The organism is Aestuariibius insulae (genome assembly GCF_040783535.2).
Lineage (GTDB): Bacteria > Pseudomonadota > Alphaproteobacteria > Rhodobacterales > Rhodobacteraceae > Aestuariibius > Aestuariibius insulae.
The window spans coordinates 567,290-585,116 of record NZ_JBFONW020000001.1 but is presented as its reverse complement, the minus strand read 5'-3'; the positions used below and the strand labels follow the sequence as shown (position 1 = coordinate 585,116).

At 62.6% G+C, this 17,827-nt stretch carries 21 protein-coding genes; 10 read left to right on the top strand and 11 right to left on the bottom strand.

Annotated features, from left to right (window positions below; all coding sequences use genetic code 11):
* Positions 1-119: 119 nt before the first annotated feature.
* Together moaB and AAD018_RS02805 are read right to left on the bottom strand one after the other, a co-directional pair.
* Positions 120-659, bottom strand: coding sequence for a molybdenum cofactor biosynthesis protein B (gene moaB, locus AAD018_RS02810; RefSeq protein ID WP_367313653.1), 540 nt, complete (start codon positions 657-659; stop codon positions 120-122).
* Positions 656-1,453 (bottom strand): uracil-DNA glycosylase, encoded by a 798-nt coding sequence (locus tag AAD018_RS02805; RefSeq protein ID WP_367313654.1) that lies wholly within the window; start codon positions 1,451-1,453, stop codon positions 656-658. Before AAD018_RS02805 ends, moaB begins: the two co-directional genes overlap by 4 nt.
* Positions 1,454-1,533: 80 nt before the next feature.
* Here AAD018_RS02805 and AAD018_RS02800 point away from each other — a divergent pair, with 80 nt between their 5' ends.
* From AAD018_RS02800 to AAD018_RS02770, 7 genes are read left to right on the top strand one after another with little or no spacing between them, the layout of a single operon-like run.
* Positions 1,534-2,484 (top strand): aspartate carbamoyltransferase catalytic subunit, encoded by a 951-nt coding sequence (locus AAD018_RS02800; protein ID WP_367313655.1) that lies wholly within the window; start codon positions 1,534-1,536, stop codon positions 2,482-2,484.
* Positions 2,481-3,026 carry a hypothetical protein gene (locus AAD018_RS02795; RefSeq protein ID WP_367313656.1) on the top strand — a complete coding sequence of 182 codons (546 nt, stop codon included), beginning with the start codon at positions 2,481-2,483 and terminating at the stop codon, positions 3,024-3,026. The genes AAD018_RS02800 and AAD018_RS02795 overlap by 4 nt, the downstream gene beginning before the upstream one ends.
* A gap of 13 nt (positions 3,027-3,039) precedes the next feature.
* Entirely contained in the window at positions 3,040-4,326 is a 1,287-nt protein-coding gene (pyrC, locus tag AAD018_RS02790; RefSeq protein ID WP_367313657.1) for a dihydroorotase, read from the top strand.
* Positions 4,319-4,933 carry a glycerol-3-phosphate 1-O-acyltransferase PlsY gene (plsY, locus tag AAD018_RS02785; protein WP_367313658.1) on the top strand — a complete coding sequence of 205 codons (615 nt, stop codon included), beginning with the start codon at positions 4,319-4,321 and terminating at the stop codon, positions 4,931-4,933. Before pyrC ends, plsY begins: the two co-directional genes overlap by 8 nt.
* Positions 4,934-4,993: 60 nt before the next feature.
* On the top strand, positions 4,994-5,515 hold the full coding sequence (locus AAD018_RS02780) for a GbsR/MarR family transcriptional regulator (RefSeq protein ID WP_367313659.1): 522 nt from the start codon (positions 4,994-4,996) through the stop codon (positions 5,513-5,515).
* A 50-nt stretch (positions 5,516-5,565) separates the two neighbouring features.
* Positions 5,566-5,976: a hypothetical protein gene (locus tag AAD018_RS02775; protein ID WP_367313660.1), complete on the top strand. Its 411-nt coding sequence runs from the start codon at positions 5,566-5,568 to the stop codon at positions 5,974-5,976.
* Between the two features lie 12 nt (positions 5,977-5,988).
* Positions 5,989-6,294, top strand: coding sequence for a hypothetical protein (locus AAD018_RS02770; RefSeq protein ID WP_367313662.1), 306 nt, complete (start codon positions 5,989-5,991; stop codon positions 6,292-6,294).
* 15 nt (positions 6,295-6,309) lie between these two features.
* Here AAD018_RS02770 and AAD018_RS02765 read toward each other — a convergent pair whose 3' ends face one another.
* The 3 genes from AAD018_RS02765 to AAD018_RS02755 are packed head-to-tail and all read right to left on the bottom strand — an operon-like array spanning position 6,310 to position 8,972.
* The gene (locus tag AAD018_RS02765; RefSeq protein WP_367313663.1) at positions 6,310-7,680 is read right to left on the bottom strand and encodes a glutamate--cysteine ligase; all 1,371 of its coding nucleotides are present in this window, start codon (positions 7,678-7,680) and stop codon (positions 6,310-6,312) included.
* A gap of 60 nt (positions 7,681-7,740) precedes the next feature.
* Entirely contained in the window at positions 7,741-8,256 is a 516-nt protein-coding gene (locus AAD018_RS02760) for a hypothetical protein (RefSeq protein ID WP_367313665.1), read from the bottom strand.
* Entirely contained in the window at positions 8,253-8,972 is a 720-nt protein-coding gene (locus AAD018_RS02755) for a 16S rRNA (uracil(1498)-N(3))-methyltransferase (RefSeq protein ID WP_367313666.1), read from the bottom strand. Before AAD018_RS02755 ends, AAD018_RS02760 begins: the two co-directional genes overlap by 4 nt.
* Before the next feature lie 12 nt (positions 8,973-8,984).
* Here AAD018_RS02755 and ubiA point away from each other — a divergent pair, with 12 nt between their 5' ends.
* The 3 genes from ubiA to AAD018_RS02740 are packed head-to-tail and all read left to right on the top strand — an operon-like array spanning position 8,985 to position 12,268.
* Entirely contained in the window at positions 8,985-9,950 is a 966-nt protein-coding gene (gene ubiA / locus AAD018_RS02750; RefSeq protein ID WP_367313667.1) for a 4-hydroxybenzoate octaprenyltransferase, read from the top strand.
* Between the two features lie 58 nt (positions 9,951-10,008).
* On the top strand, positions 10,009-11,952 hold the full coding sequence (locus AAD018_RS02745) for an OmpA family protein (RefSeq protein WP_367313668.1): 1,944 nt from the start codon (positions 10,009-10,011) through the stop codon (positions 11,950-11,952).
* Entirely contained in the window at positions 11,939-12,268 is a 330-nt protein-coding gene (locus tag AAD018_RS02740) for a hypothetical protein (RefSeq protein ID WP_367313669.1), read from the top strand. The genes AAD018_RS02745 and AAD018_RS02740 overlap by 14 nt, the downstream gene beginning before the upstream one ends.
* Here AAD018_RS02740 and AAD018_RS02735 read toward each other — a convergent pair.
* From AAD018_RS02735 to AAD018_RS02710, 6 genes are all read right to left on the bottom strand, one after another.
* Entirely contained in the window at positions 12,265-12,714 is a 450-nt protein-coding gene (locus AAD018_RS02735; protein WP_367313670.1) for a molybdenum cofactor biosynthesis protein MoaE, read from the bottom strand. The two genes, AAD018_RS02740 and AAD018_RS02735, sit on opposite strands and share 4 nt — an antisense overlap.
* A 4-nt stretch (positions 12,715-12,718) precedes the next feature.
* Positions 12,719-12,964 (bottom strand): molybdopterin converting factor subunit 1, encoded by a 246-nt coding sequence (moaD, locus tag AAD018_RS02730; protein WP_367314211.1) that lies wholly within the window; start codon positions 12,962-12,964, stop codon positions 12,719-12,721.
* Positions 12,965-12,966: 2 nt separating this feature from the next.
* On the bottom strand, positions 12,967-13,632 hold the full coding sequence (gene pgsA, locus AAD018_RS02725; RefSeq protein WP_367314212.1) for a CDP-diacylglycerol--glycerol-3-phosphate 3-phosphatidyltransferase: 666 nt from the start codon (positions 13,630-13,632) through the stop codon (positions 12,967-12,969).
* 170 nt (positions 13,633-13,802) lie between these two features.
* Positions 13,803-15,698 carry an excinuclease ABC subunit UvrC gene (gene uvrC, locus AAD018_RS02720; protein WP_367313671.1) on the bottom strand — a complete coding sequence of 632 codons (1,896 nt, stop codon included), beginning with the start codon at positions 15,696-15,698 and terminating at the stop codon, positions 13,803-13,805.
* Positions 15,699-15,996: 298 nt separating this feature from the next.
* Positions 15,997-16,773 carry an SDR family oxidoreductase gene (locus tag AAD018_RS02715; RefSeq protein WP_367313672.1) on the bottom strand — a complete coding sequence of 259 codons (777 nt, stop codon included), beginning with the start codon at positions 16,771-16,773 and terminating at the stop codon, positions 15,997-15,999.
* Complete coding sequence (locus AAD018_RS02710) at positions 16,773-17,738, bottom strand: calcium/sodium antiporter (protein ID WP_367314213.1); 966 nt, start codon at positions 17,736-17,738, stop codon at positions 16,773-16,775. The genes AAD018_RS02715 and AAD018_RS02710 overlap by 1 nt, the downstream gene beginning before the upstream one ends.
* Positions 17,739-17,827 lie beyond the last annotated feature (89 nt).

Below are 17,827 nucleotides of genomic sequence, written 5' to 3'. Positions count from 1 at the left end.
GACCTCTGGGTTGCTTGCCTTGGGAGGTAAGGCAAATTCGTGAGTATCCAAGATAACAGAAGTTGGACGACGTGAAGATAGATCACGTCGTTCTGATACAATTTTGTACATTTGAGGGGCTATTTGCGGCGCTGCTTTTCGGTCAGGCGCGGCAGGATTTCGACGAAGTTGCAGGGTCTGTGGCGGTAATCGAGCTGAAAGAGCAGGATCTCGTCCCAGGCGTCGCGGCAGGCGCCGGGGGATCCAGGAAGCGCAAAGAGGTAGGTCCCATTGGCGACGCCTGCCGTGGCGCGGGACTGCACAGCGGAGGTGCCGATCTTCGCGATGGAGATATGGGTGAAGAGTGTGCCGAAGGCGTCGATCTCTTTCTCGTAGACGTCGCGGTGGGCCTCGACCGTGACATCGCGGCCGGTTAGGCCGGTGCCGCCGGTGGAGAGGACAACATCGATGGCCGGATCCGCGCACCATTCGCGCAGTTGGGCCGCAATCTCTGTGCGTTCGTCGTGGAGCATGGCGCGGGCGGCGAGTTCATGGCCCGCGTCCTCCAGCCGGGCTGCGAGCGTGTCGCCGGAGCGGTCATCCTCAGGCGTGCGGCTGTCCGATACGGTGAGGACGGCGATGCGAACGGGGATGAAATCGCGAGTGGTGTCGAGGCTCATTTGGTCTCTCTCAGGCGGGCCTTGAGCGACAGAAGGTCGGCCCAGGCGTCGCGTTTGGCGGCCGGTTGGCGCAGAAGGTAGGCGGGGTGGAACATCGGCAAGGCGGGCCGGTCCAGAACGTCGGTCCAGTTGCCGCGCAGGCGGGTGATCCCGGCGCGGCCAAGCAGGGTCTGGCAGGGCGTATTGCCCATCAGAACGAGCAGATCGGGCGCGGCGAGGCGGATATGAGCCTCGAGAAACGGCAGAAACATCGCGATTTCGGACGGCTCGGGCGTGCGATTTTGCGGAGGACGCCAGGGCAAGACGTTGGTGATGTAGACGGATTGGGCAGCCTCGGGATGCGCGCGGTCCATGTCGATGGCCGCGAGCATCCGGTCCAGCAGCTGACCGGCTTTGCCGACGAAGGGCAGGCCCGCGAGATCCTCGTCGCGGCCCGGCGCTTCACCGACGATCATCACGCGCGCTGCCGGGTTGCCATCGGCGAAGACGAAGTTGCGCGCGCCCTCTTTCAGGTCGCAATGGGGATAGGCCGTCATCGCAGCGGCCAGCCCTTCGATATCCGAGGCGGCCTCTGCCGCGGCGCGGGCGACGGCGACGGAGTCGACCTCGGTAGGGGGCGTATGGGCTGCCGACGTCTGGGTTTTGGCTGGGGCGGCTTTGGGTGGTTTGGCCTTGGCGGGCGCCTTGTCCTCGAGCGCATAGCGGTCTACCGGCGCGTCGAGGATCGCCTCGTCCGCGCCAAGCTCGACCTGCCAGTCGAGGGCGGCCAGATCGCTCCAATAGGTGTCGGTCATGGGCGGACGCTATGCCCGCGCGGGCCGAAGGGCAACGGGAACGATTGCCGCGCGGGACGGGCTGCGTATAAGAGGCCGGGATGGGATTTCGCGCACGACATCTTTTGGGCATCGAACACCTTGCCCCGGACGAGATCACCGACGTTCTGGATCTTGCCGAGGACTATGTCGGGCTCAATCGGTCCGGCACGAAGCACAGCGATGCGCTGGCGGGGCTGACGCAGGTCAACATGTTCTTCGAGGCCTCTACCCGCACGCAGGCCAGTTTCGAGCTGGCGGGCAAGCGGCTGGGCGCGGATGTGATGTCGATGGCGATGCAGGCCTCTTCGGTCAAGAAGGGCGAGACGCTGATTGATACGGCGTTGACGCTGAATGCGATGCATCCTGATATTCTGGTGGTCCGGCATCCTCAGTCCGGCGCGGTCGATCTGCTGGCCGAGAAGGTGAATTGCGCGGTTTTGAACGCAGGCGATGGCCGTCATGAGCATCCGACGCAGGCGCTGCTGGACGCTCTGACGATACGGCGGGCGCGCGGGCGGTTGCACCGGCTGTCGATCGCGATCTGCGGGGACATCGCCCATAGCCGGGTGGCCCGGTCGAATATCATGCTGCTCGGCAAGATGGAGAATCGCGTGCGGCTGATCGGACCGCCGACGCTGATGCCCGCGGGGATCGGGGAATTCGGGGTCGAGGTCTTCGATGACATGCGCGAGGGGCTTGCCGGGGTCGATGTGGTGATGATGCTGCGGTTGCAGAAAGAACGGATGGATGGCGGGTTCATCCCGTCGGAGCGGGAGTTCTATCACCGCTACGGTCTGGATGCCGAGAAGCTGTCCCATGCCAAGGACGACGCGATCGTGATGCATCCCGGGCCGATGAACCGCGGCGTCGAGATCGACGGGACAATCGCGGACGACATCAACCGGTCGGTTATTCAGGAGCAAGTCGAGATGGGCGTAGCATTGCGGATGGCGGCGATGGATCTTCTGATGCGCGTGCGCCGCGCAGGACCGAGAGAGGTGGCGATATGATCGAAGATCTGACGATATCGGCCCATATTCACGACAGCGTTCATGTCTTCGCGTTGAACCTGCCGCCCGAGCAGGTTCCGGCTTTTGTCGAGGCGGGGCAAGATCGCTGGCCACTGAAAGAGGCGCTCGGCGCAGAGGCGCTGGATCCGGCGGGGGTCGACGTGATCCGGGTGGAGGATCTGACGGGGGTCGGGCTGCCAGGGTATCTCATTGAAGGCAGCGGCATGGATCCCGACGCGATCGAGGCGGACCGGGCACGGCTCGCGGCCTTGTCTGGGCATGTCGTTCTGATCCATGCGAGCGCCTTCGAGGGCACGGCGCAGACGCTGCTTCCGGGGCCGGAGCTGACATTCATCGCGCGGTATTCAGGGCCGGGTGGCTCTTTTGTCTCCGAGCCGCTGCGGTCGGCCTCTGCGGAGGGACAGATCAGCGGGACGGCGGAGGCTCCACCGTCGGAAGCCAAGATGAGCGGGCGCGTGGCGACGATTGCACTTCTTGTGCTGTTCGTGCTGGTGGCGCTGATGATCTGGGTGGCCGTATGAGTCAGCGCCGCCCATGAGAACGGTTCTGGCGAACGCGCGATTGATCGATCCGGAGGCCGGGCGCGAGATCTTTGGCGCCGTCGCGCTCGAGGCTGGCCGGATTTCGGAGATCGTGGACGGCGACTGGAGCGGAGACGGGCCGGTTCTGGATTGCAGCGGAAAATGCCTGGCGCCGGGGATCGTGGATGTTGGCGTGAAGGTCTCCGAACCCGGGGAACGCCACAAGGAAAGCTTTGCCAGTGCCGGGCGCGCGGCGGCGGCAGGCGGTGTGACCACGATCGTGACGCGCCCGGACACGACGCCCGCGATCGATACGCCCGAAGTGCTGGAATTCGTCTCGCGCCGTGCCGCGGAGGACAGCGTCGTGCGGGTCGTGCCAATGGCCGCGCTCACCAAGGCGCGGGCCGGGCGGGAGATGACCGAGATCGGGTTTCTGCGCGATGCGGGAGCGGCGGCCTTTACCGATTGCGACCGGGTTATCGCGGATACCAAGGTGGCGAGCCGGGCGCTGCGCTATTCAGGCGCGCTGGGGGCGCTGGTGATCGGACATGTGCAGGATCCGGGGCTGAGTGCGGGGGCTGCCGCAACGAGCGGGAAGTTCGCCTCGCTCCGCGGGCTGCCGGGAGTGTCGCCGATGGCCGAGCGGATGGCACTGGACCGGGACATCGCGCTGATCGAGATGACGGGGGCGCGCTATCATGCCGATCAGATCACGACAGCGCGCGCCCTTCCCGCGCTGGAGCGGGCCAAGCGAAATGGGCTGGACATCACGGCGGGCGCGTCGATCCATCATCTGACGCTGAACGAGCTGGATGTCGGGGCGTACCGGACCTTTTTCAAGATCAAGCCGCCTCTGAGATCCGAGGAAGATCGGCTCGCGATCATTGAAGCCGTGGCAAGTGGGCTGATCGATATCATCTGTTCGATGCACACGCCGCAGGACGAGGAGAGCAAACGCCTGCCCTTCGAGGAAGCGGCGAGCGGGGCGGTGAGTCTGGAGACCCTTCTGCCCGCGGCGATGCGGCTGGTTCATGGCGGGCATCTGGATCTGCCGACGCTCTGGCGCGCGCTGTCGCTGAACCCCGCCCAGCGGCTGGGCCTGGAGGGTGGGCGGCTGGCCAAGGGCGCTCCCGCGGATCTGGTGCTTTTCGATCCGGACGCGCCGTTTGTGATGGACCGGTTCACGCTGCGGTCGAAATCGAAGAACACGCCGTTCGATGGTCAGCGGATGGAGGGCCGGGTGCTGGGCACCTGGGTCGCGGGACGGCGGGTGTTTCCGGAGGAGATGAGCGATGCCTGATATCCCTGAACAGACCTACCTTCTGGGGATCGTGGCGCTGGCCGCCTACCTTCTGGGGTCGATCCCGTTCGGGTTATTGGTGGCGCGGATGTTCGGGCTGGGCGATGTGCGCCAGATCGGGTCGGGCAATATCGGGGCGACGAACGTTCTGAGGACCGGCAACAAGTCAGCGGCGGCGGCAACGCTCGTTCTGGATGCGCTAAAGGGGGCAGTGGCGGTTCTGATCGCCAAGGCCGCGATGGGAGAGGCGGCCGCGCAAGTGGCCGGGCTGGCGGCTTTTCTGGGCCATTGCTTTCCGGTCTGGCTACGGTTCAAGGGCGGCAAGGGCGTCGCGACGTTCATCGGCGTTATCTATGCGCTGTCTTGGCCGGTCGGGATCGCGGTGAGCGTGACATGGATTGCGGTGGTTGCGATCTTTCGCTGGTCATCAATGGGAGCGTTGCTGGCCGCTGGGCTTGCACCGGTCTGGGCGATCATTCTGGGATACGGCGCCGGGGTGGTCCTGCTGATGGCGCTTTGTGTGCTGGTCTATATTCGGCATTCGGCCAACATCTCCCGGCTTCGCGTGGGGACAGAACCCAAGATCGGGAAAGCGAAGAGCGGATAGCGCTTGCCTTTCCGGCGCATTCGATTATTTCTGTATTAACAGAAACTTTGGAAATTGAAGATGCATCTTACGCCGGCGATGAAAGACTTCATCCTTCACTGGGGGGAGATGGGTGCAAAATGGGGCACCAATCGGTCGGTGGCACAGATCCATGCGCTGCTGCATATCGCGCCGGAGCCGCTGACGGCTGAAGAGATCAGCGAAGTTCTGTCCCTGGCTCGGTCCAATGTGTCCACGGGGCTCAAGGAATTGCAAGGTTGGAACCTTGTCGAGGGCAAACGGGAGATCGGGGAGCGGCGTGATCGCTTCCATTCGGTGCGGGATATGTTCGAGCTGGTCACGCGGGTGATCGAGGAGCGGCGGGCGCGGGAATTTGCGCCCACCCTCGCGGCGCTTCAGCGGGTGCGGGAAGAGGCAGAACAGGATGCGACGCCGCAGGACGTGAAGGAACGGATCGACGAGACGCTGCAGACGATGGAGCTGTTCGACGGATGGTATCAGGACGTCTCGAAGCTGCCGAGGCGTGTTCAGATGGCCGCCCTTAACTTGGGAGGGCGGATTGCTCGTCTACTGCCTAAGTAGTTATTTAACAATGTATTTCTTTAATTACAGAAATTTTGGAAAGACTGGAAATGTGGCAAAGACTGACCTTTCATGATCGAAAGATCGATCCGGCAGCGTTCTTCTTTGCGCTGGTTGCCGCCCCTCTAGCTCCGACCGCCGCTGTCCTGGGCATCGATTTGTATCCGGCTTTTGTCGCAGTGGCTTTGATCTCGATCGTTGCAGTCTATCTTGGCGTCGTTCCCTACCTCATTCTTGGCACGCCACTATTTCTCTGCGCGCTTTTGCTCGGGCTGCGACACTGGCTTGGTATTGGACTTGTCGCCGTTTTTGCCAACGCGGTCTTCTGCGCCTCCATTTTTCTCAGTGGGGAAGACGTCGATCTCTATCTGAGCTTCGGAACGATCTTCGCCTTCATCTGGGGAGCTTTATTTGCCGTTTTCTATCGGACGACTGAGCGCCCACAATCTCAACCAAAATAAAGGATATACTCTATGACCACGACTATGATGATGTATCTCGCAGTATCCGGTAGCGTTCTCTTCATCCTGGCGATCTCGCTCTATCTGACGGGATGCCGAATGGAGGGGTGCAAGCCCGGACTGAGACCTTTGGCGGCATTTTCGGCAAGCGTGTCTTATCTCGTCGTAGGGATAGGAGCGCTTATGCTGCTCGGAGTGCTTGTGCCTGTCGGTGGACCCGTCGGTCTCACTCTAGCTCTGGGCGTGGCTTTTGTCGGGATAGGTCTTGGGTATGGTTTGGCCCTTTACCGATTGAAGATCATTCTTGCCCATGATTGAGCGGTCCAGCCCCCGTCAGTAGCTATATTCCGCAAAGACGGGGCGGACGTTTTCGCTCCAGTCCCCGCGGTACTTTGCCAGAAGTTCGTCGGCGGGGACCTGACCGGTTTCGATGCTCTCTTTGAGCGCATTGAGGAAGTGGGTCTCGTCCGGGACGAGGCCCCCTGCCCCAGGTCTGGCGCGGGCTTTCAAGCCTGCCTCGGCGATCGTGACAACCTCTAGCGCCAAATCGTGCATCCGGACGCCCTCAACCTGCGCCTGCAGGCCGTCGACGGAGGCGGCGATGCGGAGCGCCTCTCGGGTCTCGGTGGACCAGCCCTTCGCCAGATCCCAGGCGGCATCGAGCGCGGATTGATCGTAGCACAGGCCGACCCAAAGCGCGGGCAAAGCGCAGAGGCGGCGCCAAGGGCCGCCATCGGCGCCGCGCATCTCCATATAGTTCTTGATCCGGGCTTCGGGGAAGAGCGTGGTCAGATGGTCGGCCCAGTCGCTGAGGGTCGGCGTTTCCCCCGGCAGGGCGGGCAGTTCGCCGTTCAAAAAATCGCGGAAGGACTGGCCCAGCGCGTCGATATATTCGCCGTCGCGGTAGACGAAATACATCGGCACATCGAGCGCGTACTCCGCCCAAGCCTCGAAGCCGAACCCGTCCTCGAAGACGAAGGGGAGCGTTCCTGTCCGGTCCGCGTCGAGATCGCGCCAAATGCGGGAGCGCCAGCTTTTATGGCCGTTTGGCTTGCCCTCGAAGAAGGGGGAGTTGGCGAAGAGGGCAGTGGCAACAGGCTGCAGGGCAAGGGCCACGCGCAGCTTTTGCACCATGTCCGCCTCGGATTCGAAGTCGAGGTTCACCTGAACCGTGCAAGTGCGATACATCATCTGCGTGCCGTGGGTGCCGACGCGGCCCATATAGTCGGTCATCAGCTTGTAGCGGCCCTTGGGCATCACCGGCATCTGCTCGTGCGTCCAGTGCGGCGCGGCGCCGAGGCCGATGAAGCGCGCCCCGATGCCGTCGGCGACGGTCTGGACCTCGCGTAGGTGGGTGTTCACCTCGTCGCAGGTTTCGTGGATCGTCTCGAGCGGGGCGCCGGAAAGCTCGAGCTGGCCGCCCGGTTCGAGCGAGACATTGGCGCCGTCCTTTTCGAGCCCGATGATGTTGCCGGCCTCTTCGACAGCGCTCCAGCCAAAGCTGTCGCGCAACCCCTCGAGCATCGCCTTGATCGAGCGGGGGCCATCATAGGGCAGCGGCATGAGGCTGTCCTTGCAGTAACCGAACTTCTCATGCTCGGTCCCGATGCGCCACTGGTCCTTGGGCTTGCAGCCCGATGCGAGGTATTCGGCGAGCTGCTCGTGTCGTTCGATCGGGCCGCCGCCGGATTGAGGAATGGACATGGGCGCTGCTCCGGAGCCGTGTTTCGAGATGGCAAGAGGTGACCCGTTGGCCCCGGGCTGTCAATGCGGAGGTGCGGAGAGGCTGGGGCGAGCGGTGCGATCGGACTGCCAGAGGATCACATCTTCGTGCGAGCGGAGGGCCCGGACGGTGCGGGCAGCGTCGAGGCCGGGCAGAAGCAGGATCTCTTCGAGCAAATCATGCGCGTTGCGGGTGTCGGTCGGGATGTCGAGCCGATTGCCTTCGCTGTCGGTCAGGTGCCATCTGCCTTGGGCCAGGCGTACTTCGGTCAGAAGATCCATGGAGAGCAGGCCGCCCCCGTCGGCTGAGAGATAAGCGAGCTGGCGTTCGTTGATCTCGACCACGCCCGCGCCGTCTTCGTCGGAGGCAAGACGGACGCGGCGGATGGCCGGGATCAGGAGCGCTGCGGCAGTGACGATCAGCGCAAGGCCGACGATGGTAATGGCGGTGCCTGACCGTGTGGCGATCCAGAGGCCAAGGAGGCAGGCGACTGTGAGCGCGATGGGCTCACGCCATTTGACGATGGTGGCCTGAAGCTCGGGGCGGATCGGGGTCATGACCAGTCTCCAGCCGCGGCCTGCCAGAGGGTGAGCGCCGCGACAGCAGCGGTGTCGGCCCGCAGGATGCGGGGGCCGAGGCGGATTGCGGTGCCAAGACGTGCGAGGCGTGTGCGTTCGGCTGCGGAGAAGCCGCCTTCGGGGCCGATCAGAATGGCGCAGGGGCCGGGGGTTTTGGCGAAGCCGGACGAGCCGTCATCCTCGGCGAGGGCTTCGTCGCAGAAGAGCAGCTGGCGCTCCTCTGGCCAGCGGTCAAGGAGGGCGGAGAGCTTTTGCAGGCCCTCAACCTCGGGCACGTAGGTGCCGCCGCATTGCTCGGCCGCCTCGATCGCGTGGGTCTGGAGGCGGTCCTGACGGATCCGCTCGGAATTGGTGTGATCGGTCTGGACGGGGAGGATCCGCGCCGCGCCAAGTTCGGTCGCCTTTTCGACGATGAAGTCGGTCCGCGCCTTTTTTATCGGAGCGAAGAGGAGCCAAAGATCTGGCGGGGGTCTGAGGGGGCGGGTCTGAGCCATAACGCGCAAGCTGGCGGCGCGTTTGGAGATGTCGGTCAGCTCTGCGCTCCATTCTCCGTCCGCGCCGTTGAAGACTGCGACGGTCGCGCCTGCAGAGAGCCGCATCACATTCACGAGATAATGCGCCTGGTCACGCTCCAACGGGACGAGGTGTCCCTCGGCCAGTGGGTGATCTACATAGAGGCGGACGACGGATACCATGAGAGATCTTCTATGACCGGGACGGGGCAGAGGCCAGAGACGAGCGACGCGGTTTTCGATGCGGTGCCCGACAACTGGGTCGACCGATATGCGCCGCCTCGGGCGCGCCCGTTCCTGCGGCTAAGCCGGGCAGACCGGCCCATCGGAACATGGCTTTTGCTGCTGCCCTGCTGGTGGGGCCTGTTGCTGGCGATGATGGCGACGGGCCGGCCGGGGTGGGGCGATCTGTGGATCGCGGCGGGATGCGCGGTCGGAGCCTTCCTGATGCGGGGTGCCGGATGCACCTGGAACGACATCACGGATAGGGACATCGACGGACAGGTCGAACGGACCCGCTCGCGACCGATCCCCTCAGGGCAGATCGGCGTTCGGATGGCGCTTGGCTGGATGCTGGTGCAGTCGTTTCTGGCGCTTCTCATCCTGCTGACCTTCAATAGCACCGCGATCCTGCTTGGCTTTGCCGCGATCCTGCCCGTCGCGATCTATCCTTTTGCGAAGCGGTTCACCTGGTGGCCTCAGGTCTTTCTGGGTCTGGCGTTCAACTGGGGCGCGCTGCTGGCCTGGACGGCGCATGCGGGCACGCTGAACTGGCCTGCCGTCGCGCTTTATCTCAGCGGGATCATGTGGACGCTGTTCTATGACACGATCTACGCACATCAGGATTCGGAAGATGACGCGCTGATCGGAGTGAAATCCACCGCCCGCCTTTTCGGAGAGAAGACCCCGGCCTGGCTCAGACGGTTTCTTGTGATGGCCGTCGTGCTGATGACCGCCGCGGTGATGAGTGTCGCGCTGTCGAGATCCGTCCTGTCCCTGGTGCTCGGCCTGTGCGGGGCATGGGTCATGGGGTGGCATCTGGCCCTTCAACTGGTGCGCTTCGACGCGGACGATAATCCGAAGCTTCTTAAACTCTTTCGATCGAACAGGACGGCGGGTCTTATCCCCGTGCTCTTTTTCGCCGGTGCGCTGCTCGTTTGATTGCACCCCCGGACCTGCGCGACTAGATAGGTCGAACCCTTAGCGAGCCATCCGAGATATGCGCCTCTCCTCTGTCTTCGTTGTTCTTTTAGCCTTCCTGCTGGCAGCCGGAGGATCGATTCTTGCTGCCCGTGTGGCGGTGGACCGGGTCGAGACCATGTCGGTCGAGGCGGTCAGCGCAACATTGGCAGAGGAAGGCTATGACTGGGTCTCGGCCCAGGGTGACGGGCTGCAGGTCATTTTGGAAGGCACAGCGCCCTCAGAGGCCATGCGGTTCCGCGCGATTTCGACGGCGGGAAGCATTGTCGATGCCTCGCGGATCTTCAGCACGATCAATGTCGACGAGCCGCGCGTTCTGGCGCCGCCACGCTTTTCGGTGGAGATTCTGCGCAATGCCAGCGGGGTTTCCCTAATCGGATTGATCCCGGCGAGCGATGACCGCGAGGGGATCGTGGCCCAGGTTCGGGACAGCGTGAACGGCATCCCGGTGACGGATCTGCTGGAGACGGCGAGCCATACCGCGCGGGACGGCTGGACCGAATCGCTCGATTACGGATTGCGCGCGCTGGCGATGCTACCCCGGTCCAAAATCTCGGTGGAGGCGGGCCAAGTCTCCGTGACCGCGATCAGCGACAATGAGGAGCAGAAGTTCCGCTTCGAGAATCAACTCCGACGCCGGATCCCGGGGACGGTCGATGTCACGCTCGATATTTCGGCGCCGCGTCCGGTTATCACGCCGTTCACGTTGCGCTTCGTCATCGACGAGAACGGCGCTCGGTTCGATGCCTGCTCGGTCGATGCGGTGGCAACGCAGCGGCAGATCGAAAGCGCTGCACGGCAATCGGGATGGAGCGGGACGAATGCCTGCACCGAGGGGCTGGGTATGCCGTCGCGGACCTGGGGGGCTGCCGTTTCGATGGCGATCAAGTCGCTGGCCAGCATCGGTCGGGGCAGCGTCACCTTCTCGGACACCGATGTCACATTGGTGGCTGCGGAGGGCACGCCTCAGGATCTTTTTGACCGTGAGATCGGCGAGCTGGAAAATGCGCTTCCCGAGCTTTACCAGCTGTTCCCTGTTCTGCCGGTCGCCCCGTCGGATGACACCGTGGAAATCCCCGAATTCACCGCAATCCGGTCTCCGGAAGGGTTGGTGCAGTTGCGGGGCCGCGTCTCGGACGAGCTGATGAACCAGGCGACGGAAACCTACGCCCTTGCGCGGCTCGGGACTGATGAGATCACGATGGGCACGCGGATTTCCGAAGACGTACCACCCGGGTGGTCGGTTCGCGTTCTGGCGGGGATCGAAGCCCTGGCGGAGCTGTCGAACGGATCGGTTATCGTTCAGCCCGATATTGTCACGGTTCGCGGCAATACTGGGAACACGCAGGCGAATGCGGAGATCGCCGGCCTTCTGACGGACAAGCTGGGGGATGGCGAGGAGTTCGAGATCGACGTAACCTATGTCGAGCAGCTCAATCCGATTGCTGGTCTGCCGACGCCGGAGGAGTGTATCGAACAGATCGAATCGGTGGTGGCGACCGCCAAGATCAGCTTCGAGCCCGGCTCGGCGACAATCGATGCGACGGGTCTTCCGGTGATGGACAACCTCGCCACGATCTTCCAGCGCTGTTCGGACAACCGGATCGAGATTGCCGGTTACACGGATAGTCAGGGCCGCGAGGTCATGAACCAGCAGCTGAGCCAGGAGCGCGCCCAGGCAGTTCTGAACGCCCTCAGGGCGCGGCGCGTGCCGACCGGGCGGTTCACGGCGATCGGTTATGGTGAAGCCGATCCCATTGCCGATAACGGGACCGAAGAGGGTCGCGAGGCCAATCGCCGGATCGAGTTCCGCCTGATCCGGCCAGAGCCTATCGACGAGACGACGGCTCTCGAAGAGCTTGAACCGCCTTTGGAAAGTGTCCAAGAGGAAGCACCGAGCGAGACGCCCGAGGCGGCTCAGACCGACGAACCGGAAGACGAGGCCCCGGATGAACAGAACTGAATTCATCCTCGCGACGGCGGTCATCCTGTTCATCGCGTTTTGCGTCGGATGGTTCGCCAATTGGCTGATCTACCGTTTCACCCGCGTCAGCCAAGCCGAGATCGGAGAGCTCGACCGGATGGCGCAGGCCCTTCATGAGGCCGAGGAAACCCGCGATCAGGCAATTACCTATCTGCAGCAGCGCGAGGCGGAAATCACCAATCAGCTGACCCAGACCGAAGCAGAGCTGCGGGCGGCAATGGACGGTTTGCGAGATGCGCGGCAAGAAGCGGAAGAGCTGCGCTCTTATATCGAGCGACAGCGCAACGCCTCCTAGGGCTTGGACCAGCGCGCGAGAGCGGCTTCGTCTTCGTTCTTTGCCGCAACCCAGCTTTCCCGGCCCTCTGTGACTTCCTTCTTCCAGAAGGGCGCGCGGGATTTCAGATAATCCATCAGAAATTCTGCGGCCTCGAAGGCGGCGGCCCGGTGGGCAGAGGCTGTTACCACCATCATAATCGGCTCGGCGGCCGCCAAGCGTCCGTAGCGGTGCAGGATCAGGCTGCCGGTCAGAGGCCAACGGTCGGCAGCCTCTTGGGAGATTTGCGTGAGTGCGCGTTCGGTCATGCCCGGATAGTGCTCGATCTCCATATGGGTCAGCCCGCCCGAGATGTCGCGTGTGATGCCGGTGAAGCTGACGATGGCGCCTGCCCCCTCTTGCGCGGCGGTGAAGGCATCCAGCACGTCGCCCGCCGAGAAGCTTTTCTGCTGAACACGGACGTCCATGGCCCTAGCCCCCAGTCATGGGCGGAAAGAACGCGACCTCGCGCACGCCGGTCAGCGGGCTGTCCCATTCGGCCAGCTCCTGATCAAGGGCGACGCGGAGCGCGCGCCGATCGGAGAAGGCCGCAGCATAGCGTTCTTCCCGCGATGCAAGCTCGGTGACGAGATCCTCGACCGTCGCGGCCTCGGTCGTCACTGTCTCTCGCGGCAAGCCGATCCGTTCGCGCACCCATGCAAAATAAAGAAGATCCACGGTCATTTTGCGCCCTTTAGAAATGGGAGCGCCTTGCGGAAATAGTCAAAGCCGGTGATCACCGTCAGCGCGGCGGCCAGCCAAAGCAACGCGACCCCGAGCCAGCCGATGCCTGTCATGGCCATCTCGCGCAGGCGCAAGCCCGCTTCGTCCGGCTCTAGTCCCGAAAGGATCGCCTCGATCATCGCGGGATCCATTCCGGCAGTCGCTTCGATGCGGGCGTGAAAAAGAATGCCATGCGCGAAGAGCGTTGCGATGGCGACCATCTGCGCGGTGGTCTTCCATTTGGCAAGCTGAGTGACCTTCAGCGTTCCGGCCGTGTCCCCCAGAAACTCGCGCAGACCCGAAACAAAAACCTCCCGGAAGAGGATCAGGACGGCAGGCAGAAGGATCGTGTAGCCCAGCGTGGAAAAGACACAAAGCACCAGAAGGGCGATGGCGACCATCGCCTTGTCGGCAATTGGATCGAGCATGGCGCCGAACTTGCTCTCCTGCCCCCAAGAGCGGGCAAGATAGCCGTCGATCCAGTCGGTTATCGCGGCGCCTGCGAAGAAGATCAGCGCCAGCCAGTCTGCCAGAGGGCGGGCGACGAAGAGAAACAGTACCGCGACGCCCGGCGCAGCCAGAAGCCGCAGGGTCGTCAGGATGTTAGGCAGGGTCCATATCATTCCAGTGATGTAGCGCGTCCCTGCAGGAGACAAAAGCGGGACGAGGCTCTGCGGGTCAATCGGAGGAAACCGGACCGATGTCGGCCAGTGGCTTTCAGGCAATGCGAGCCGGTCGATCACGGGCTGACAAAACATGTCGTGGCTCGCGTCAGCGAGCCTCAATTTAACTGTCAGCCCTTTTCGTGGAAATGATCGTAGATCTTCTGGGCGAGGCTGGCCGAGATCCCATCGACCGCCGTCAGATCTGACAGGTTTGCCCGGGATACGGCCTTGGCCGATCCGAAATGGGTCAGCAGCGCCCTCTTGCGGGTCGCTCCGACCCCGGCGATCTCGTCGAGTGGTGTCGCTCCTATCGCCTTAGAGCGCTTTGCCCTATGCGTGCCGATTGCGAAACGGTGCGCCTCGTCGCGCAGCCGCTGGACGAAATAAAGAACCGGATCATTGTGCCGGAGCGCCTTCACCGATTGTCCGGTGCGGTGGAATTCCTCCTTGCCCGCATCCCGGTCGATGCCCTTAGCGACGCCAATCATCGGGATATCCTCGACGCCCAGCTCGCGCATGATCTCGTTCACGGCGCTGACCTGTCCGGCCCCGCCGTCGATGAGCAGAAGATCGGGCCAGGTTCCTGACTGCCGTTCTGGGTCCTCCTTGAGGAGCCGTTTGAACCGGCGGGTCAGGACCTCTTTCATCATTCCAAAATCATCGCCCGGCGTCAGTTCTTCACCCCGGATGTTGAATTTGCGGTACTGGTTCTTTTCCAGCCCATCCCGCCCTGCGACGATCATGGCGCCGACTGCGAATTGACCCTGAATATGGGAGTTGTCGTAGACTTCGATCCGTTCGGGCGGTTCGGGCAAATCGAAGGCTTCGGCCAGACCGCGCAGCAGCTTGGCTTGGGTGGCCGTCTCGCTCATCTTGCGGGCGAGGCTTTCGCGGGCATTGCGCAAGGCGTGGCCGACCAGATCGGCTTTCTCCCCGCGCTGGGGCACGGCGAGATCGACCCTGCGTCCGGCTTTCTGGGCGAGCGCGTCGCAGACCAGATCCTCGTCATCGACGCCGTGGGAGGTAAGGACCAGACGCGGCGGTTCCTTGTCGGCGTAGAACTGAAGCAGGAAGGCCTGCATCACCTCGGCCGCGTCTACATCGTCGCCGACGCGGGGGTAGTAGTCGCGATTGCCCCAGTTCTGGTTCGCCCGAACGAAGAAGACCTGCACGCAGGCCTGACCCTGCTGCAGATGCAAAGCCACGATATCCGCCTCGGCCACGCCTTGCGGATTGATGCCCTGAGCCGATTGCACCTGCGTCATGGCGCGGATGCGGTCGCGCAGGGCGGCGGCGCGCTCGAACTCCATCGCCTCGGCGGCCCCTTCCATCTCGCGCGCCAACTGTCCCTGAACGGCGGTCGTCTTGCCTTGCAGGAACCGGTCCGCATCCTTGACGAGCGCGCCGTATTCGCTTTCCGAGACATATCCCACGCAAGGCGCGCTACAGCGCTTGATCTGGTAGAGTAGACAGGGCCGGGTCCGGCTTTCGAAGGTCGCATCCGAGCAATTGCGCAGCAGAAAGACCTTCTGAAGCTGATTGATGGTCCGGTTCACGGCCCCCGCACTCGCGAAGGGGCCATAGTAGTCGCCTTTCTCGCTCTTGGCGCCCCGATGCTTCTTGATCTGAGGGAAGTCGTGCTGGCGGCTGACGAGGATATTCGGAAAGCTTTTGTCGTCGCGCAGCAAAACATTGTATTTCGGCTTGAGCTGTTTGATGAGGTTCTGCTCGAGCAACAGGGCCTCTGTCTCGGTCTTGGTCGTCAAAAACATCATCGCTGCCGTCTCGCGGATCATGCGGGTGATCCGGGCGGAATGCTGATTGGACGGGCGGCTGTAGCTGGTCACCCGGGCTTTGAGATTGCGCGCCTTGCCGACGTAGAGAACGCGGGCCTGATCATCGAGCATGCGGTAGACGCCGGGCGAGCTGTCCAGCTGCCGGACATAGCGTTCGATGCAGGCATAACCCGTCGGCCCCGAGGCGAAGCCAGACTGTTCGGCGGAGAGGTTGTTGTTATGCGCCATCGCTTCTCAGATATGATTCTGCGCCGGGCGCTGCAATCCTGCGCAGCCAGGCTCAAGAGGAATTGCGTCCACGACTTCTGTGGATAACGTCGTGGGAAAGTTCAGCAGATATCGAATTTTCCGTTATCGAACGGGTGCTTCGTTAAAATGCTCAAAAATTAGGCGTATCTATAAGTATCTGTTTTCTTATTATTAATTTTTATTCATGCGGCAAATGACTGAAAAGACAGGGAAACTGTCACCCTTATGTGAATGTCCTGTGACAGAGTGGACAAGTAAAGGTTGAACCCCGGCCCTGCTATTCCGGACCGATGATATCTGGCGTTTCCCACGCGAGATGCTGACCGCCATCGACGCAGATCAGCTGACCGGTCACGGCCCTGGCATCCAGAAGATAGCCGAGCGCGGCAATGATGCCATCGGGATCGGCGCCGCGTTTGAGGATTGTCGCCTGTCGCTGCGCTTCGAAGTGCTCTTTGCTTTGCCGGTCGCCCTGCATGGTTGGTCCGGGGCCGATGGCATTGACCCGGACCCGGGGGGCCAGATCCTGAGCTGCGGTCCGGGTGAGCGCCCAGAGACCCATCTTGGCTATCGTATAGGTTGAGAAGTGCGGCGTCAGTTTGAGAACGCGCTGGTCGACCATGTTGATGATGAGACCCTTGGCCACCGGCTCTCCATTCGTGTCGGTGTCAGGGTCGGGGACCTGCGCGGCCATCTGCTGGATCAGGATGTAGGGCGCCCGCAGGTTCGAGCCGATGTGGCGGTCCCAGCTTTCCTTGGTGGCGGACGCTATCCGGTCGGGTTCGAAGATCGAGGCGTTGTTGACGAGGCACGTGATCGGGCCGCCCAGTGCGTCAGCCGCGTGAGAAAGAAGCGCGGCAGTCTCGCTCTCGTCCAGAAGATTGGCCTGGAGCGGGACCGCTTTCTGGCCTGAAGCACGGATGACCTCTGCCGCTTCCTTTGCGCCTTTGTCGGAGCTGGCGTAGTGGATCGCCACATCATAGCCGCGTGTGCCGAGATATTCGGCCATGGCTCGTCCGAGCCGGCGGCCCGCGCCTGTCACAAGCGCGCGCATCAGGTGAGCACGATGACCATATAGGCCAGATAGAGGCCGCTTAGCGCGATGCCCCAAAGGCGAGTGATGTCTTTCTTGAGGAAGACAAAGGGGATCAACAAAAGGGCTGCGCCGAGCATGATCCACAGATCGAAGGCCAGGAAGGCCGGATCGACGGGGATCGGTCCAACAAGGGCCGCGATGCCGATGATGGCCAGCAGGTTGAACATGTTGGACCCAATGACATTGCCGAGTGCCACATCCGCCTGACGGCGCAGGGCGGCCATGACGGTGGTGGCCAGTTCGGGCAAAGAGGTTCCGATCGCCACCAGCGTCAGGCCGATCACGCTTTCGCTGAGACCGAAAGTACGGGCGATGTTGACGCTGCCACTGATTAACAGCTCTGCGCCGAGCGGCAGGCCGACGAGCCCAAGCACAAGGTATATGGCAATCCGCCGACCGGAGATGGAAGGGTCTGCGCCTTCCACCTCTTCTTCTTCCGTCTTTCCGTTCTTCCGATGCCGTCTGGCATCGAGAAAGGCTGTGATCAGCATGATGACCAGACCTGCGAGCAGGATCAGGCCGTGCCACCAGCGGATCGGGCCGAAGAAACAGATGGAGATGAAAAGGAATGTCGCGAAGAGCATTTGCAGATAGCTCTTGCGGGTCTTGCATTCACTTGTGTGCATGGTGGCCAGAAGAGCGGGCACGCCGAGGACGAGAAGGATGTTCGCGGTGTTTGATCCAACGACATTGCCCAGCGCAATGCCGGGGACGTCGTCGAGGATCGCGTTTATGGAGATGATGAGCTCTGGCGCGGATGTTCCGAAGGCGACGATGGTCAGCGAGACGATGAGAGCGGGAACGCCAAGCCTGAGCGAAAGATTGACCGCTCCTTTCACAAGCGCATCGCCAGCCAGAACGAGGATGACGAGGCCCAGGAGGGTCATCCCCCAATCGAGTAGCGGCCCTTCAGGCAAACCCATCACACACCTTTCCTACAATCGCATGGGCCGCGCCCGATCTTGGGGCGTCCGCATTTTGAGCACCGTGACGATGTCAGCCGAGGCATCTT

Excerpts from the sequence above, each read along its gene's own strand:
- pyrC (WP_367313657.1), top strand. The coding sequence starts at position 3,040 with ATGAGAACGGTTCTGGCGAACGCGCGATTGATCGATCCGGAGGCCGGG.
- AAD018_RS02775 (WP_367313660.1), top strand. The coding sequence starts at position 5,566 with ATGTGGCAAAGACTGACCTTTCATGATCGAAAGATCGATCCGGCAGCG.
- AAD018_RS02795 (WP_367313656.1), top strand. The coding sequence starts at position 2,481 with ATGATCGAAGATCTGACGATATCGGCCCATATTCACGACAGCGTTCAT.
- AAD018_RS02765 (WP_367313663.1), bottom strand. The coding sequence starts at position 7,680 with ATGTCCATTCCTCAATCCGGCGGCGGCCCGATCGAACGACACGAGCAG.
- AAD018_RS02800 (WP_367313655.1), top strand. The coding sequence starts at position 1,534 with ATGGGATTTCGCGCACGACATCTTTTGGGCATCGAACACCTTGCCCCG.
- plsY (WP_367313658.1), top strand. The coding sequence starts at position 4,319 with ATGCCTGATATCCCTGAACAGACCTACCTTCTGGGGATCGTGGCGCTG.
- ubiA (WP_367313667.1), top strand. The coding sequence starts at position 8,985 with ATGACCGGGACGGGGCAGAGGCCAGAGACGAGCGACGCGGTTTTCGAT.
- AAD018_RS02745 (WP_367313668.1), top strand. The coding sequence starts at position 10,009 with ATGCGCCTCTCCTCTGTCTTCGTTGTTCTTTTAGCCTTCCTGCTGGCA.
- AAD018_RS02805 (WP_367313654.1), bottom strand. The coding sequence starts at position 1,453 with ATGACCGACACCTATTGGAGCGATCTGGCCGCCCTCGACTGGCAGGTC.
- AAD018_RS02780 (WP_367313659.1), top strand. The coding sequence starts at position 4,994 with ATGCATCTTACGCCGGCGATGAAAGACTTCATCCTTCACTGGGGGGAG.
- AAD018_RS02735 (WP_367313670.1), bottom strand. The coding sequence starts at position 12,714 with ATGGACGTCCGTGTTCAGCAGAAAAGCTTCTCGGCGGGCGACGTGCTG.
- AAD018_RS02710 (WP_367314213.1), bottom strand. The coding sequence starts at position 17,738 with ATGGGTTTGCCTGAAGGGCCGCTACTCGATTGGGGGATGACCCTCCTG.
- AAD018_RS02755 (WP_367313666.1), bottom strand. The coding sequence starts at position 8,972 with ATGGTATCCGTCGTCCGCCTCTATGTAGATCACCCACTGGCCGAGGGA.
- AAD018_RS02740 (WP_367313669.1), top strand. The coding sequence starts at position 11,939 with ATGAACAGAACTGAATTCATCCTCGCGACGGCGGTCATCCTGTTCATC.
- pgsA (WP_367314212.1), bottom strand. The coding sequence starts at position 13,632 with ATGATATGGACCCTGCCTAACATCCTGACGACCCTGCGGCTTCTGGCT.
- uvrC (WP_367313671.1), bottom strand. The coding sequence starts at position 15,698 with ATGGCGCATAACAACAACCTCTCCGCCGAACAGTCTGGCTTCGCCTCG.
- AAD018_RS02760 (WP_367313665.1), bottom strand. The coding sequence starts at position 8,256 with ATGACCCCGATCCGCCCCGAGCTTCAGGCCACCATCGTCAAATGGCGT.
- AAD018_RS02715 (WP_367313672.1), bottom strand. The coding sequence starts at position 16,773 with ATGCGCGCGCTTGTGACAGGCGCGGGCCGCCGGCTCGGACGAGCCATG.
- AAD018_RS02770 (WP_367313662.1), top strand. The coding sequence starts at position 5,989 with ATGACCACGACTATGATGATGTATCTCGCAGTATCCGGTAGCGTTCTC.
- moaB (WP_367313653.1), bottom strand. The coding sequence starts at position 659 with ATGAGCCTCGACACCACTCGCGATTTCATCCCCGTTCGCATCGCCGTC.